The 14,375-nt window shown below is 30.3% G+C and carries 17 protein-coding genes; 4 read left to right on the top strand and 13 right to left on the bottom strand.

Features of this window, described 5'->3' with window-relative positions:
* Window positions 1–3: 3 nt before the first annotated feature.
* Genes FBE96_RS03565 through FBE96_RS03555 form a run of 3 tightly spaced genes read left to right on the top strand, consistent with a single transcriptional unit; the run spans window position 4 to window position 1,929 of the window.
* Window positions 4–474 (top strand): DUF4149 domain-containing protein, encoded by a 471-nt coding sequence (locus FBE96_RS03565; protein ID WP_002858582.1) that lies wholly within the window; start codon window positions 4–6, stop codon window positions 472–474.
* A 38-nt stretch (window positions 475–512) separates the two neighbouring features.
* On the top strand, window positions 513–1,262 hold the full coding sequence (flaC, locus tag FBE96_RS03560; protein WP_002858476.1) for a flagellin C: 750 nt from the start codon (window positions 513–515) through the stop codon (window positions 1,260–1,262).
* A gap of 34 nt (window positions 1,263–1,296) precedes the next feature.
* On the top strand, window positions 1,297–1,929 hold the full coding sequence (locus FBE96_RS03555; protein WP_002852054.1) for a YggS family pyridoxal phosphate-dependent enzyme: 633 nt from the start codon (window positions 1,297–1,299) through the stop codon (window positions 1,927–1,929).
* 11 nt (window positions 1,930–1,940) lie between these two features.
* Here the strand turns inward: FBE96_RS03555 and dnaE are convergent, their stop codons facing one another.
* On the bottom strand, window positions 1,941–5,543 hold the full coding sequence (gene dnaE / locus FBE96_RS03550) for a DNA polymerase III subunit alpha (protein ID WP_002852165.1): 3,603 nt from the start codon (window positions 5,541–5,543) through the stop codon (window positions 1,941–1,943).
* A gap of 192 nt (window positions 5,544–5,735) precedes the next feature.
* On the opposite strand from dnaE, the gene FBE96_RS08700 reads away from it, so the two are divergent.
* Window positions 5,736–5,978 carry a SelT/SelW/SelH family (seleno)protein gene (locus FBE96_RS08700; protein ID WP_257406500.1) on the top strand — a complete coding sequence of 81 codons (243 nt, stop codon included), beginning with the start codon at window positions 5,736–5,738 and terminating at the stop codon, window positions 5,976–5,978.
* Window positions 5,979–5,990: 12 nt separating this feature from the next.
* On the opposite strand, the gene FBE96_RS03540 is transcribed toward FBE96_RS08700, so the two are convergent.
* The 12 genes from FBE96_RS03540 to FBE96_RS03485 form a co-directional block, all read right to left on the bottom strand.
* Window positions 5,991–6,320 (bottom strand): ArsC/Spx/MgsR family protein, encoded by a 330-nt coding sequence (locus FBE96_RS03540; RefSeq protein WP_002906490.1) that lies wholly within the window; start codon window positions 6,318–6,320, stop codon window positions 5,991–5,993.
* Window positions 6,317–7,657, bottom strand: coding sequence for a 3-deoxy-7-phosphoheptulonate synthase class II (locus tag FBE96_RS03535; protein ID WP_002852215.1), 1,341 nt, complete (start codon window positions 7,655–7,657; stop codon window positions 6,317–6,319). Before FBE96_RS03535 ends, FBE96_RS03540 begins: the two co-directional genes overlap by 4 nt.
* A 23-nt stretch (window positions 7,658–7,680) precedes the next feature.
* Window positions 7,681–8,094, bottom strand: coding sequence for a hydroxyisourate hydrolase (uraH, locus tag FBE96_RS03530; protein WP_002852246.1), 414 nt, complete (start codon window positions 8,092–8,094; stop codon window positions 7,681–7,683).
* Window positions 8,095–8,226: 132 nt separating this feature from the next.
* Window positions 8,227–8,583: a 50S ribosomal protein L19 gene (gene rplS, locus FBE96_RS03525; RefSeq protein WP_002852307.1), complete on the bottom strand. Its 357-nt coding sequence runs from the start codon at window positions 8,581–8,583 to the stop codon at window positions 8,227–8,229.
* A 10-nt stretch (window positions 8,584–8,593) separates the two neighbouring features.
* On the bottom strand, window positions 8,594–9,298 hold the full coding sequence (trmD, locus tag FBE96_RS03520) for a tRNA (guanosine(37)-N1)-methyltransferase TrmD (protein WP_002868040.1): 705 nt from the start codon (window positions 9,296–9,298) through the stop codon (window positions 8,594–8,596).
* Window positions 9,295–9,834 carry a ribosome maturation factor RimM gene (rimM, locus tag FBE96_RS03515; RefSeq protein ID WP_002852323.1) on the bottom strand — a complete coding sequence of 180 codons (540 nt, stop codon included), beginning with the start codon at window positions 9,832–9,834 and terminating at the stop codon, window positions 9,295–9,297. The genes trmD and rimM overlap by 4 nt, the downstream gene beginning before the upstream one ends.
* Window positions 9,827–10,069, bottom strand: coding sequence for a KH domain-containing protein (locus FBE96_RS03510; RefSeq protein WP_002852144.1), 243 nt, complete (start codon window positions 10,067–10,069; stop codon window positions 9,827–9,829). The genes rimM and FBE96_RS03510 overlap by 8 nt, the downstream gene beginning before the upstream one ends.
* A gap of 2 nt (window positions 10,070–10,071) precedes the next feature.
* On the bottom strand, window positions 10,072–10,299 hold the full coding sequence (gene rpsP / locus FBE96_RS03505) for a 30S ribosomal protein S16 (protein WP_002852274.1): 228 nt from the start codon (window positions 10,297–10,299) through the stop codon (window positions 10,072–10,074).
* A 64-nt stretch (window positions 10,300–10,363) separates the two neighbouring features.
* Entirely contained in the window at window positions 10,364–11,701 is a 1,338-nt protein-coding gene (ffh, locus tag FBE96_RS03500) for a signal recognition particle protein (RefSeq protein WP_002871929.1), read from the bottom strand.
* Between the two features lie 67 nt (window positions 11,702–11,768).
* Entirely contained in the window at window positions 11,769–12,521 is a 753-nt protein-coding gene (locus FBE96_RS03495) for an RluA family pseudouridine synthase (protein ID WP_002868042.1), read from the bottom strand.
* Complete coding sequence (gene waaA / locus FBE96_RS03490; protein ID WP_002868043.1) at window positions 12,502–13,659, bottom strand: lipid IV(A) 3-deoxy-D-manno-octulosonic acid transferase; 1,158 nt, start codon at window positions 13,657–13,659, stop codon at window positions 12,502–12,504. The genes FBE96_RS03495 and waaA overlap by 20 nt, the downstream gene beginning before the upstream one ends.
* Window positions 13,656–14,372, bottom strand: a complete 717-nt coding sequence (locus FBE96_RS03485) for a zinc ribbon domain-containing protein (RefSeq protein ID WP_002868044.1) — start codon at window positions 14,370–14,372, stop codon at window positions 13,656–13,658. The genes waaA and FBE96_RS03485 overlap by 4 nt, the downstream gene beginning before the upstream one ends.
* Window positions 14,373–14,375 lie beyond the last annotated feature (3 nt).

Genomic DNA, 14,375 nt, shown 5'->3' with positions numbered 1-14,375 from the left:
CTCTTGAAAGCTGTTAATTTATTTTTACTTGCCTCCATCATAGGGGTTGAACTCATACTAGGAATAGTTGTTGCACCAACAATTTTTTTTCCTCAAAATCTTATAGGAGAAGGAGTGTTGAGCCATTTTCAAAGTGGCTTAATGATGACGCAAATTTTTATTAAGATGGGATATTTGCTGATTTTTGTTTCAGTGGTTAATTTTTTATATGAAATTTATTCTCTTATAAAAGATGAAATGAAATTTCAAATAAAATTTTCAAAATTTATGCTGAGTTTGCTTATTTTGATTTTAAGCTTAATATTTGTTTTTTATTTTACTAATACCATAATTGAACTCCAAAACTTAGGCGAAAACGCTACAAAAACTCAAGAATTTATCAGTATCCATAATGCAAGTGAAGTGGTGATTAAAATCATCTTGATAATGCAAGTTTTTTTATATTTCTTAAGCTTTAAAATAGCAAAAAAATGATAAAATATTAAATAAATCCAAAAGAGAAGGAGTAGGCCATGATGATCTCTGATGCAACTATGATGCAACAAAATTATTATTTAAATAATGCACAAAAAGCTAGCGATAAAGCTTTAGAAAATATTGCAGCTGTTCGCGCAATAAGTGGAGTTGATAGTGCTAATTTAGCTATTGCTGATTCTTTAAGATCTCAATCAAGCACTATAGATCAAGGTGTCGCAAATGCTTATGATGCTATAGGGGTTTTACAAATTGCAGATGCTAGCCTTACCAATATCTCTCAAAGCGCAGATAGACTTAATGAACTTTCAGTAAAAATGAACAATGCTGCACTTAATGATTCTCAAAAAGGAATGCTAAGAACAGAAGCAACACGCATACAAGAATCCATCAATGATTCTTTTAATAATGCAACTTATAATGGAAAAAATGTCTTTCAAACTATGAATTTTGTAGTAGGTAGCGGAACTGAAACTACAAATTTAAATCCATTAGCAACAGATGGATTAAGCATAGATAGTCAAGATAGTATTACAAATTTTATGGATCAACTTGGAAGTTTAAGAAGTGAAATAGGCTCAGGTATCAATGCCATCACATCAAATATTAATGCAAGTGTTCAAAATAGCATCAACTCAAAAGCAGCTGAAAATAATTTACTAAATAATGACATGGCAAAAAATGTCAATGATTTTAATGCCAATTATCTAAAAGAAAATGCTGCTGCTTTTGTTGCTGCGCAATCCAACATGCAGCTTCAAAGCAAAATTGCTAATTTATTACAATAAAATAAGCCCTAAATAGGGCTTATTTTTTATCAAAATGACTTTAGAGCAAATTTTAGAAAAAACCAAAAACGTTCGTCTTGTAGCCGCAAGCAAGTATGTCGATGCAAGTATAATTGAAAAGCTTTTTGATCAAGGTATAGTAGAATTTGGAGAAAATCAAGTCCAAGCTCTAGCACAAAAAAAAGAAAATCTTGATGAAAAAAAACTAGACATAAAGTGGCATTTTATAGGAACGCTACAAAGCAACAAAATCAATCTCTTAATCAAACAAAAACCTATATTATGGCACTCTTGCAATGGTATTAAAATAGCTAAAGCTATGGACAAAAGACTTGATTATAAATTAAATACTTTATTAGAAATCAATAGTGCAAATGAAAATAGCAAAAGCGGTCTAGATCCAAATCAAGCCGTAGAAGAATATTTACAAATACAAGAAGAATGCTCTAATTTAAATCTTTGTGGCGTAATGAGCATAGGATCACACAGCCAAGATAAAGAAAATATTATAAAAAGCTTTGAAACTACATTTAAAATTTATGAAATTCTTCAAAAACATGGGGCTAAGATTTGCTCTATGGGGATGAGTAATGATTTTGAAATTGCTATAAAATGCGGATCCAACTTGGTAAGACTCGGAAGCATTTTATTTAAAAATCTTAAGTAAAACAATCTTACTTAAGCATATTTATTAGAAATTTCCTCTACTATACTATCAGAGATAATAAAATCTGTATGATAAAGCAAGCAAGATCCCGCACTAATAACTTTTAAAACAAGTTTTTTATTATTTTTTTCATTAGGATTATGTGCATTTCTAGCAATTTCATGAATTTCATAGATTAATTCTCTATTCAATCTTGTCAAATCTAGCTCTATGATATTTTTTTCAAATTCCTTAGGTTCTGCGGTAAAATGATTTTCTTCTTTATTTTTAAAATCTTTTTTTGCTCCAAATTTTTTTATAGCTTTAATCTCGCCATCTTCAAGACTTTGCAAATCTTTAATTGCTTTTAAAAAAAAGCTAGGCTTCTCCCCTCCTTCAGCTTTAAATCCCAATACAAAACCATAGGCATTATTTTTTAAATTTTCATCTTTGATGATGTTTTCTATTTCTTCTACATTGCTTTCAAATACAGTAGCATCAAACGAAGAATAATAATCCAAAATTTCAATTCTACCATAACGCTTATTATTTTTACTCATCATGGATTTGAAATCTTCAATTTTACCTATACTTAAAATTTCTCCATTGTTTTTTAAACTTTCAAAATCTAAACTTTTAACATAATCTATGGCATTAATTTGTTCATAAAATCGATCTAAAGGATGGCCTGAAACATAAATTCCTAAAATTTCTTTTTCATATCCTAATTTTTCCATCACTTCAAATTCTTCATTTTTGGGAGTAAAATTTACTTGAACACCTGAAGTTAATTCCTCTTCACCAAAAAGAGAACTTGCAGCATTTTTTCTTACTTCAGCCATTTTACGCGATGCTTCGCTAAGATTTTCCATATTATCAAACAAAGCTTTTCTAGTAAAACCAAACTCATCAAAAGCCCCTGCCTTAATAAGACTTTCTAATGTTCTACGGTTTATTTTGGTGGGATCTATCTTACCTAAGAAATCATTAATATCCTTAAATTCTCCATCTTGTCTTGCTTCAAGTAAATTTTCAACTGCAGGAATACCCACACTTTTTATAGCCCCAAGTCCGTATATAATAGCATCCTTGCCATCTTGCTCTAAAGCACTAAATTCACGGATCGCTTTGTTAATCGATGGAGGTAAAAGTTTAATATTCATTTTTTTCATCTCATCAATATAAACAGCAATTTTATCCACATTGTTTTCTTCGCTTGTTAAAAGCGCTGCCATAAATTCACTAGGATAATAAGTTTTTAAATAAGCTGTTTGAAAAGTAATCAATGCATAAGCCGCAGAGTGAGATTTATTAAAACCATATCCTGCAAATTTTACGATAAGCTCCCATAAATCCTCAGCTTTTGCTCTATCATATCCTTGTTTTTCTGCTCCATCTGCAAAATCAGTTTTAAGCTTTTTCATCTTCTCAGGATCTTTTTTACCCATAGCACGACGCACTACATCAGCACCTCCTAAAGAAAAGCCACCTATAATTTGAACAATTTGCATAACCTGTTCTTGATAAACAATAACCCCATAAGTAGGCTCTAAAACCTTTTCTAAACTGTCAAAAGGATATTCTATACTTTTTAAACCATGCTTTCTGTCGATAAAATCATCAAGCATTCCTGATTCCATAGGGCCTGGACGATAAAGCGCAAGAACCGCAATGATATCTTCAAAACGCTCTGGTTTTAAGCGTGCATTTAAGCTTTGCATACCGCCTGATTCGATTTGAAAAATTCCCAAAGTATTTCCACTTTGTATGGTTTTATAAACTTTGCTATCATTTACATCTATAGTTTCCCAAATAATGTCTTTATTGTAACGCTTTTTAATAAGCTTGATCGCATTATTGATTACTGTTAAGGTTTTAAGACCTAAAAAGTCAAATTTTATCAAATCCACATCTTCTAAATGATCTTTAGAATACTGCGTTACCAAATGTCTTTCATCATTTTTACTTTGTCTAAAAAGCGGAGTTTTCTTCCATAAACTTTCATTAGAAATTACAACACCTGCTGCGTGCATACCCGCATTGCGATTTAATCCTTCTAAAGCTCTTGCATACTCCCAAACTTCAAGACCTTTAGGATGACGATCGATAAATTCTTTGATTTTAGGTTCTTTTTCATAAGCAGCATCAAGAGTGATTTTAAGCTCTTCAGGCACAAGTTTAGCAAGCTCATCAGCATCTTGAATACTCATATCACAAACTCTAGCCACATCACGAATCACCCCTTTAGCCAAAAGTTTACCAAAGGTAATCACCTGTGCAACCTTATCCGCTCCATATTTATCAATCACATAATCAATCACTTCAGCACGTCTGTCTTGACAAAAATCCACATCAATATCAGGCATGCTCACACGCTCAGGATTTAAAAAACGCTCAAAAAGTAGACTATAAGGAATAGGATCTAAATCCGTAATCCTTAAACAATAAGAAACCAAACTTCCTGCAGCTGATCCTCTTCCAGGGCCTACTGGAATACCTTTATCCTTAGCCACTTTAATAAAATCATGAACAATAAGCATATAACCTGAAAATTTCATATTTTTAATGATGTTAATTTCTACTTCAAGTCTTTGTTTGTATTCTTCATGCTTACTTTCATCGATAAATTTTAATCTCTCTTCAAGTCCCTTTTTGCAAAGTTCTTCAAAAACCATGTCATCATTATCAAAGCTAAATTCTTTTGTTTCTTCAGGTAAGATAATATTATGATCTTTAGCATATTCTCTTGTAAATTTAAAATTCGGTGGAGTGGGATTGCCAAGATTAAGCTCTAAATTACATTTTTGTGCGATTTCTTGTGTATTTTCTATAGCTTCTGGAATATCTGCAAAAAGCTCACTCATCTGCTCAGGACTTTTAACATAAAATTCATGCACACTATGACGCATTCTATCAGGATCGTTAAGTTTTTTTCCCATGGCTATACACATAAAAACCTCATGGGCAGCCGCTCTTTCTTTAAAAGTATAATGCGTATCATTTGTAGCAATGATTTTTATATTTAATTCTTTAGAAAGTCTGATAATATCATCATCTATCATTCTTTGATCGCCTATACCATGACGCATGATTTCAAAATAAAAATCATCTTTAAAAACTTTTTTATACCATAATGCCGCTTCTTTTGCTGCTTCATAGCCTTTTGCACCAAAACGCACATTTCTTTCACTATAAGTATTTAAGTGCCAATTTACTTCACCTTGCAAGCAAGCAGAAGAGCAAATAAGACCTTCGCTATAATCTTCCAAAAGCTTTTTATTGATACGCGGATAATAATACAAACCTTTAATATAACTTTGAGAACTTAAATACATTAAATTTTGATATCCAATCTCATTTTTTGCATACAAACAAAGGTGAAAACGCTGACGAGAACTTTTATCATCTAACTCATCATGATTATGCAAATACGCTTCTATACCAATGATAGGTTTTAAACCTTGTGCTTTCATTGTTTGATAAAAATCAATTGCCCCAAACATATTTCCATGATCTGTCATAGCCACACTTGTAGCACCCTGCTCTTTTAAAGTCAAAGCTAATTCTTTAAGCTTATTGGCTCCATCAAGCAAAGAATATTCTGTATGTAAATGCAAGTGTGTAAATTGACTCATTTTCTTCCTTTAGTTTTTTAAGGCTTATTTTAATTTTGATAAAAATTATAAATTTTTCTCGCTGAATTTGAAAGAAATTGACCCTAAATTTCAACTTAAATTTTACAAAAAGGCAAAAATTCAGCCAAAATAAACTATAATAAAATCTAAGATTTTAATCTTAATAAAAAGAACTTCTCAAAGGATGAAATGATGAAAGTAAAAATTGCTTATTGCAATCTTTGAAATTATCGCCCACAAGCTGCAAGGGTTGCAGAAGAACTACAAAGCGATTTCAAAGATGTTGAAGTAGAATTTGAAATTGGCGGCAGAGGTGATTTTATCGTTGAAGTAGACGGAAAAGTTATCTTCTCTAAAACACAACTTATTAATTGCGAAAGTGAAAGATTTCCATATCAAAATGAAATTAATCAATTAATAAAAAATAGAGTGTAATCAAACACTCTATCATAACATTTTCTCATATTCCTTACCAATATATATGTTTTGCTCATACTCGATAATAGGACGCTTAATACAACTTGGATTTTCCAATACAATTTTTTCAAGTTCTTTTTCATTTAAATTTTTAACTTTTTCTTTGTTTAAGCCAAGTTTTTTAGAAGTTAATCCAGCAGTATTGATAAGTTCTTCAAAAGATTTTTGTTTTAACCATGTGTATAAAATATCTTGATTAATCTTTTTAATATCCATAAAATCAAACACAATACCTTTTTGTGTTAAAGCATCCATAGTTTTCTTTACAGAATTGCAATTTTTAATACCATAAAGTTTCATTTTCTAGTCTTTTTTACCAAATCTGCGATTAAAAAAGCAAGTTCTAATGCTTGATCCGCATTAAGTCTTGGATCGCATTGAGTCTCATAACGATCTTCCAAGCTTTGAGCAGTAACATTGCTTGCACCACCTGTGCATTCTGTTACATCTTTCCCAGTCATTTCAAGATGCACTCCACCTGGATAAACCCCTTCGCTTATTGCAATCTCAAAAAAAGATCTCACTTCTTGCATAATTTTATCAAACTCACGTGTTTTAAAATTGCCTGCTTTTACCGTATTTCCATGCATAGGATCTATGCTATATACTAAATTTAAACCTTCACTTTTAAGTTTAGAGAAAATTTTTGGCAAATTATTGATAATTTTATCTGCACCCATGCGGATAATAATATTTAATCTTCCTTCTTCATTGTTTGGATTTAAAACATTTGCTAAAGCTATGATATCATCAGCACTTGCACTAGGTCCTATTTTAACCCCTAAAGGATTTTTTACTCCACTTAAAAAATGCACATGAGCTTCATCAAGCGCCCTTGTTCTTTCACCTATCCAAAGCATGTGAGCTGAACAATCGTAAATTTCTCCACTTAAACTATCCACTCTAGTTAAAGCTTCTTCATAAGGCAAAAGTAAAGCTTCATGTGAAGTATAAACACTAACTTCTCTTAGACTTGGAGTATTACTTGTATTAATTCCACAAGCTTCCATAAAAGCTAAAGCTTGTGAAATTTTTTCACTGATATCAGTATATTGCTTATGGAGTTCACTCTTTTTTAAAAAGCCCAAATTCCAACGATGTACTTCATGTAAATCTGCTAAACCACCCTTAGCAAATCCACGCAACAAATTTAGCGTTATTGCGCTTTGATAATAAGCTTCAAGCATTCTATGTGGATCAGGAATGCGTGCTTGTTCACTAAATTCAAAACCATTAATAATATCACCACGATAACTAGGAAGACTTATACCATCTAACTCTTCAAAATCACTACTTCTTGGCTTGGCAAACTGCCCTGCAATACGACCAATTTTTATAACAGGACATCCACCAGCAAATGTAAGTACTATAGCCATTTGAAGTAAAATTTTAAACATATCACGGATATTTACAGCGCCAAAATTTTCAAAACTTTCAGCGCAATCTCCACCTTGAAGTAAAAAAGCTTCTTTTTTACAAACTCTTGCTAAAGACTTTTGAAGATTTCTCACTTCTCCAGCAAAAACCAAAGGAGGAAGTTTCTCAAGTCTTGCTAAAACTCTATTCATTTCCTCTTGATCTGGATAAATAGGTTGCTGTTTTATAGGATAGTTTTTCCAAGAATTCTTAGCCCACATGGTTTTTTCTTTCGTTTTATTTATCAGCTTCCTCTATAAGTTGAATAACCAAAAGGAGAAAGGGTTATTGGAACATGATAATGTTTCTGATCTTTAGAAAGCTCAAAACTTACCTCTACAAAAGGATAAAAAGTATTTATTTTGTGTGATGTGTAATAGTCTTTTGTAAAAAATTTAAGCTTATAAATTCCAAAAGCCCTATTTTCAGCTTTTTCATATGGTAATAAATCTCCTATTCTACCATTTTCTTCGGTAAATTCTTCACTTACTTTTTTCCACTGTTGATTTGCTTCCAACTTATAAAGCTCAACTTTTACTTTAGGAGCAGGTTGTCCAGAAGTAATATCCAAGACATGAGTACTTAATTGATATTCAGTAGCACTCAAAAACATTGGCACGCTTGCTAGTATTAATAAAGTTTTTTTAATAGAAAACATTTTCTCTCCTTGTATAATATTTACAAGGAATATTATACAAGAGTATTATTAATAATTAAAATCAAATAAATAATAATTATAAATTAATTATAATTATTTAATTGTTAGACTTATAATAAAAATAATTATAAATTATTTTTTAAGCTCTTTAATACGCGCTGCTTTACCGCGTCTATCTCTTAAGTAGAATAATCTTGCACGGCGTACACGACCACGACGCAAAACAGTAATACTTTCTAAACTTTCACTATAAATAGGAAAAATTCTCTCAACGCCAACATTATTAGCGCCAATTTTACGCACGATAAAAGTTTCACTTACGCCATTACCTCTTCTAGCAATACAAATACCCTCAAAATTTTGGATTCTTGTTTTATCTCCTTCTTTGATGCGAATTGCAAGCTTTAAAGTATCACCAGCACGAAAATCTGGAACATTTTTACCTTCAATTTGTTTTGCTTCAAATTGTTCTATATATTTATTTTTCATAAAAAATCCCTTATTTTTTGCGTTCATGCTCTAAAAATAAATCTGGACGAAAAAATTTCGTTTTGCAAGACGCCAAAGTAGTTTTTAAACTTGCAATTCTAGCGTGATTACCCTTTAAAAACTCTGAAGGAGTATAAAATTTTTTATTTTTTTTCTCAAAAATAAAAGGTTTTGAAAAAGCAGGCGCTTCGAGTAAATTATTTTCAAAGCTTTCTTCTTCCAAACTTTCCATATTTCCTAAAACCCCGTTAACATTTCTTAAAATTGCATCACACATTACAAGCGCAGGTAATTCTCCTCCAGTTAAAATAAAATCCCCTATACTAAAAACTTCATTCGCAAAAATTTCAAGCACTCTTTCATCTATACCTTCATAGCGCCCACATACAAAAACTATATGTTCTTTTTTACTTAAGCGTTTGGCGTCTTTTTGATTAAAGGTTTTACCACTTGGATTTAAAAAAATAAAATAGGGATTTTCTTTTTTTTCTTGAATACTTCTTAGCACCTCATACATAGGTTCAGCTTGCATCAAAAGTCCAGCTCCACCACCTATTTTATAATCATCGACTTTATGATAAGAATTTTTAGAAAAATCTCTTGGATTATAAAAATTAAGTTTGAAAAGTTTTTTTTCTTTTGCTCTTGCAAGTATAGAATCTTGAAAGTAAAATTCCATAAGATTAGGGAACAAAGAAACGAAACTAAATTTCATGAATTTTCTAAAATTAAAAAAGCATCTTGCGTGCAAAAAATCTGTCGTTTTTCTATATCTATATTTTTAACAAATTTATCCAAATATGGAATAAAAAATATTTTAGGATATTTTTTTTCAACCCATTTTTCATCACTTTGAATTTCAAATAAATAAGAAGCTCCAGTTTCCAAGATATCAACCACTTTACCTAATCTTTTATCTTCTTCAAAAACTTCACACTCTAAAATATCAAAATAAAAAAACTCATCTTTTTTTAATTTACAAGTTTGTCTGCTTTTCTCGATACTCTGAAAAAGAATAAGATTAGTTAATTCTTTGGCCTTTTCTATATCTTCATAATTTTCAAATAAAACAGTAGAATTGTTTGCATTATAATGCTTAATCTTTAACATTTCTTTGGTGTTTTTTATAAAAAAAGTAGCATCTTTTTTAAATTGAGAAGAAAAGTCGCTCAGGTTATGCAATTTTACATAACCCTTAAGACCCACAGTTTTACCAAGTTTTGCAACTTGAACAAAATCTTTTTCACTCAAGTGCTTTTACCGTTACTCTATAAGAACTTGCATCCTTGCTCTTATAAGCAGAGATTACGGTTTTTATAGCATTGATCATTTTTCCATTTTTACCTATAAGCTTACCTGTATCAACCTTATGTGCAAAAAGAACAATCTCAAAAAAATTTTCACTTAATTCAATTTTTTGAGTATCAATCTGTTCAGGATAATCTGCAATTAATTTTGCGTATTCTCTAAGAAAATTCTCTACCATGATTATTTGCTAGTGATAGAAGCAACTTTATCGCTAAGTTTTGCACCAACACTTTTCCAATAAGCTAAACGCTCTGCATCAACTTTAATTACCTCAGGTTCTACCATAGGATTATAATACCCAATACTTTCTATCCAACCACCATCACGACGTTTTCTACTGTCTGTAACTACAATACGATAAAATGGTCTTTTGGTTCTACCCATTCTTGTAAGTCTAATAACTGTCATTTATACTCCTTAAAAATTAAAAATTTTATTTATAGATACTATAAAAAGTATTTATAAATAAAATTTAAAATTGCCTTCTAGCTTGACTCATCATCTGTGTTAAACTTTCCATTCCTTTTTTACCTGAAAATCTTTTTGCAAGTTTTGCTGCATTGCTAAATTGTTTTAAAAAACGATTGACTTCTACCTGAGAAAGACCTGCTCCCTCTGCTATACGACGCTTTCTAGCATTATTTAATAAATCAGGATTTTCTCTTTCTTTTGGAGTCATTGAAGAAATCATTGCTTTAATGCGTATGATTTCTTTAGAATTATCCAAATCTATATCTTTTACCACATTTGCCATTCCGCTAAGTCCTGGTATCATACCGATTAAAGACTTCATACTTCCTAATTTTTTAATACTTTCCATTTGATTAAGAAAATCATTAAAATTAAATTCACCTTTTTTAATTTTTTGATTGAGTTTTTTAGCCTCTTTTTCATCAATAATCGCAGCAGTTTTTTCAGCTAAAGTTGCCAAATCACCCTCACCCATAATACGACTTACTATACGATCTGGTATAAAAACTTCTAAATCTGCTACTTTTTCACCCACACCAATAAATCTTAAAGGAATACCGATTTGTTTTGCTATACCTAAGGCTACTCCACCTTTAGTATCTGCATCAAATTTTGATAAAATTACCCCACTGATACCTAAAACTTCATTAAAACTAGCAGCAGTCTTAACCCCATCTTGACCACTCATTGCATCAGCAACATAAAAAATCTCATCAGGATTTAAGACATCCTTAACTGCTCTTAACTCATCCATCAAAGCTTCATCTATAGCCAAACGTCCAGCAGTATCCACAAGCAAAACATCCACCATAGAACTTTCAGCCTTTTTTAAAGCCTCTTTAGCAACCCTAATAGGATCTTTTTCATTTTCTATGAAGAAAAGTTCAATTTCATTAGCTTCACAAAGTTGTCTTAGTTGCTCCACTGCTGCTAAACGCTGCAAATCACAAGCTGCAACTAAAACTTTTTTATTGCGTAATTTTAAATAATTTGCGAGTTTGATAGTGCTTGTAGTCTTACCGCCTCCTTGCAAACCTGCCATTAGAACTACTGTTGGGGGTTTAGAAGTAAAAACAAAACCTTGATTCTTACCATTGACACTTAAAATATTTTCTAAATTTATTTTAATGGCATTTAAAAATTGTTTTTGACCTATGCCATTTTGTTTTACATCTTCTTCTATTAAAGTCAAAAGCTCTTTAGTTACCTTATGATGAACATCTGCTTTTAAAAGAGCTTTTTTTAAGGTTTCTAAAGCGTTCTTAAGTGCTTTTTCATCATCAACAAAACGTAATTTATTAATCGCTGATTTAAAAGATTCGCTGACTAACTCAAACACTTTATCACCTTTCTATAAAATTTTTAAATTAGACCTTGCATTATACAAAATTTTTTCTTAAATGGCTTTAAAAATCTAAATTTTTTATATCAAAGCCAAATTTTGCAAAACCACTATCTAAATTAGCCCTAAAATGATAATTAAAAATTTTAATTTCATAGCTATGCAAATACATTCTATCGCTTGAAATTTTAGCATATTTTTCATCACCTACAACGCCATGTTTTATAAATTTAGCATGCACTCTGATTTGATGAGTTCTACCTGTTTGAATAACTATTTTTGCTAAGGTTTTTTTTGACTGCATCATGATAGGAGTAATGATACTTAAAGCACTTAAACCATCTTTTGAAACTTTACTTAACGCCCCGCCTTTTACTTTTATAGTAAAAATAGGTTCATTCACTTCAACCTCTTCAGCCAAAACCCCATCTAAAACCGCAATATAACTTTTATAAACCCTGTGTTTTTTAAATTCTTCTATACAAAGCTTTCTAAAATCTTCATCTTTACAAAGCAAAATCACACCACTTGTTTCTTTGTCTAAACGATTTAAAAGCTTGGCATTAAATTTTTTCTCTAAATCTTCACTCACATAAGCATAAGGTTTATTAATAGCAATAATCTTATCATCTTCAAAAATAATTTGAGGATTTTTAGCTTTTATCACATTAAATCTTGCCTTATCGCTCATCAAAGCTCTAGCAACCACAACTTTTTTTCCATGTGAAAAAACACAACCCTTATCAATCAAATCTTTAGCTTCACGATTTGAAATTTTTTCTTGCAAAGCTAAGAGTTTATAAGCTTTTTCTTGCATCAATTCCCTTTTGTATAGTTTGTATGATAAGATCTAAATTTTCTTTTTTGGAAATTTTAGCTTTTAAATTTAAATAATGAATTTTATCATTTAAATCTTTTAATTTTTCACAAAAATATACATTTTCCACTTCTTCAAACAAAACCTTTTGATTGTGAATAAATTTCCCGCTGATTAATACATTATCAAAATATGCCGCTTCTATAGGATTGTGTCCTCCTATGCCTTCTATGAAAGAACCTCCAAGCACAACAACATCAGAAATTGCATAAAAATTTACAAGCTCCCCTAAAGCATCTAAAAGCAAAATTTTTTTAGAAAATTTCTTATTTTCATCTTTTAAAGAACTAAATTTTTCAAATTCTAAACCTTTGTTTAAAAGCAAATTTTCAACTTCTTTAAAACGTTCAGGGTGTCGTGGGGCGATAATGAGTTTTTCATTTTCTTCTAGTTTAAAATAATCAAGCAAAAGCTCTTCTTCGTCCTTATGAGTACTGGCAAAAATGATAAGTTTTTCCTTAGGTTTGGCATAAATTTTATTATTTTTAATTTCTAAATTTGCCTTAATATTTTTAAAAATTTTAACATTTTTAGCTCCCAAACTTTCAAGTCTTGCTTTATCTAAATCGCTTTGAGCAAAAACTTCATCAATATAAGAAAAAATTTTTTTATAAAAAAAAGAAAATCTTTGATAAGAATGATAAGACTTATCAGATATTCTCGCATTAAGCAAAACAATCTTAGCCTTATAAATACGTGCCATAAAAACAAGCATAAGCCAATATTCTGCTTCAAAAATTACCAAAACCTTGCAAGGCTTAAGCCAAAAAGGCAAAAAATTTTCAAAAGCAAGATAATTTACCTTTTTACAAAATTCTTTTGCACATTCAAAACCTGTTTGAGTAATAGTAGTTATTCTTGAATCAAATTTCAAAACCAAAGTTTTAATACTTCTTACCTCCCCATAAGAACAAGCATGAAAATGTACATCAGCTTTTTCTTGATGTAAATTTTTATAAAGAAAAAATCGGGATTTTAAACTAGTTTTGTATTTGGATTTAAAAAAAGAAAACAAAAGAATAAAGACGGCACAAAATAAAAATGCCGTCCAAGTTAAAAAATAATAAAAAAAGATCAATTTTGTTCTTCTTGCTCTTTATAAAGAATTCTTCCACAATGGGGGCAAGTTACAATCTCTTCACCTTTTACAACAGACAGATAAGTCTTATCGTAAATTTTCATAAAACATCCATAGCATGCTTGTTTTTTAACAGGAACTACAGCAGTATTTTTCGCCCATTTACGAATTTTTTCATAAAAACTTAAAACTTTTTGATTCATCTCGCCCACAAGTTTGGTTTTTTTATCATAAACACTCATTCTATCTTTTTCAAGAACTTCCATTTCAGATTTAATGCTTACTCTAATCTCATTAATATTTTGCTCTTGTTTGATTTTTTCTTCTTCAAGTTCTTTTTTATAAGTTTCTTTATTGTCTAAAATTTTATCCAATCTTACAATCTCATCATTTGCAGCGTCTAATTGCTCTTTTGCAATATCTTCTTCAATTTTTAAAGCATTAGCTTCTTTTTCTGTTTTTACCGCACCACTTTTTTTAGAAAGCTCTTTAATTTTTGCTGAAAACTCGGAAATATGAGCATTATTTTGCACTTTTTGATTTTCTATATCTTTGATTTCTTCATCGATTTTTTCTAAATCTGTGTTGATTTTTCCTATTTTTAACTCAGCATCTTTTAAAGTCTTATTAATACTGTCTATTTTTGGTTCATAACTATCAATTTCTTGATCTATTTTTGATAAAAGCACTAATTGTTCGAGATATTTATTCATTTA

The organism is Campylobacter sp. CFSAN093241 (genome assembly GCF_012889595.1).
Classification (GTDB): domain Bacteria; phylum Campylobacterota; class Campylobacteria; order Campylobacterales; family Campylobacteraceae; genus Campylobacter_D; species Campylobacter_D jejuni.
Note: the sequence above shows the minus strand (reverse complement) of the source record. Positions and strands in the feature narration are given on the sequence as shown.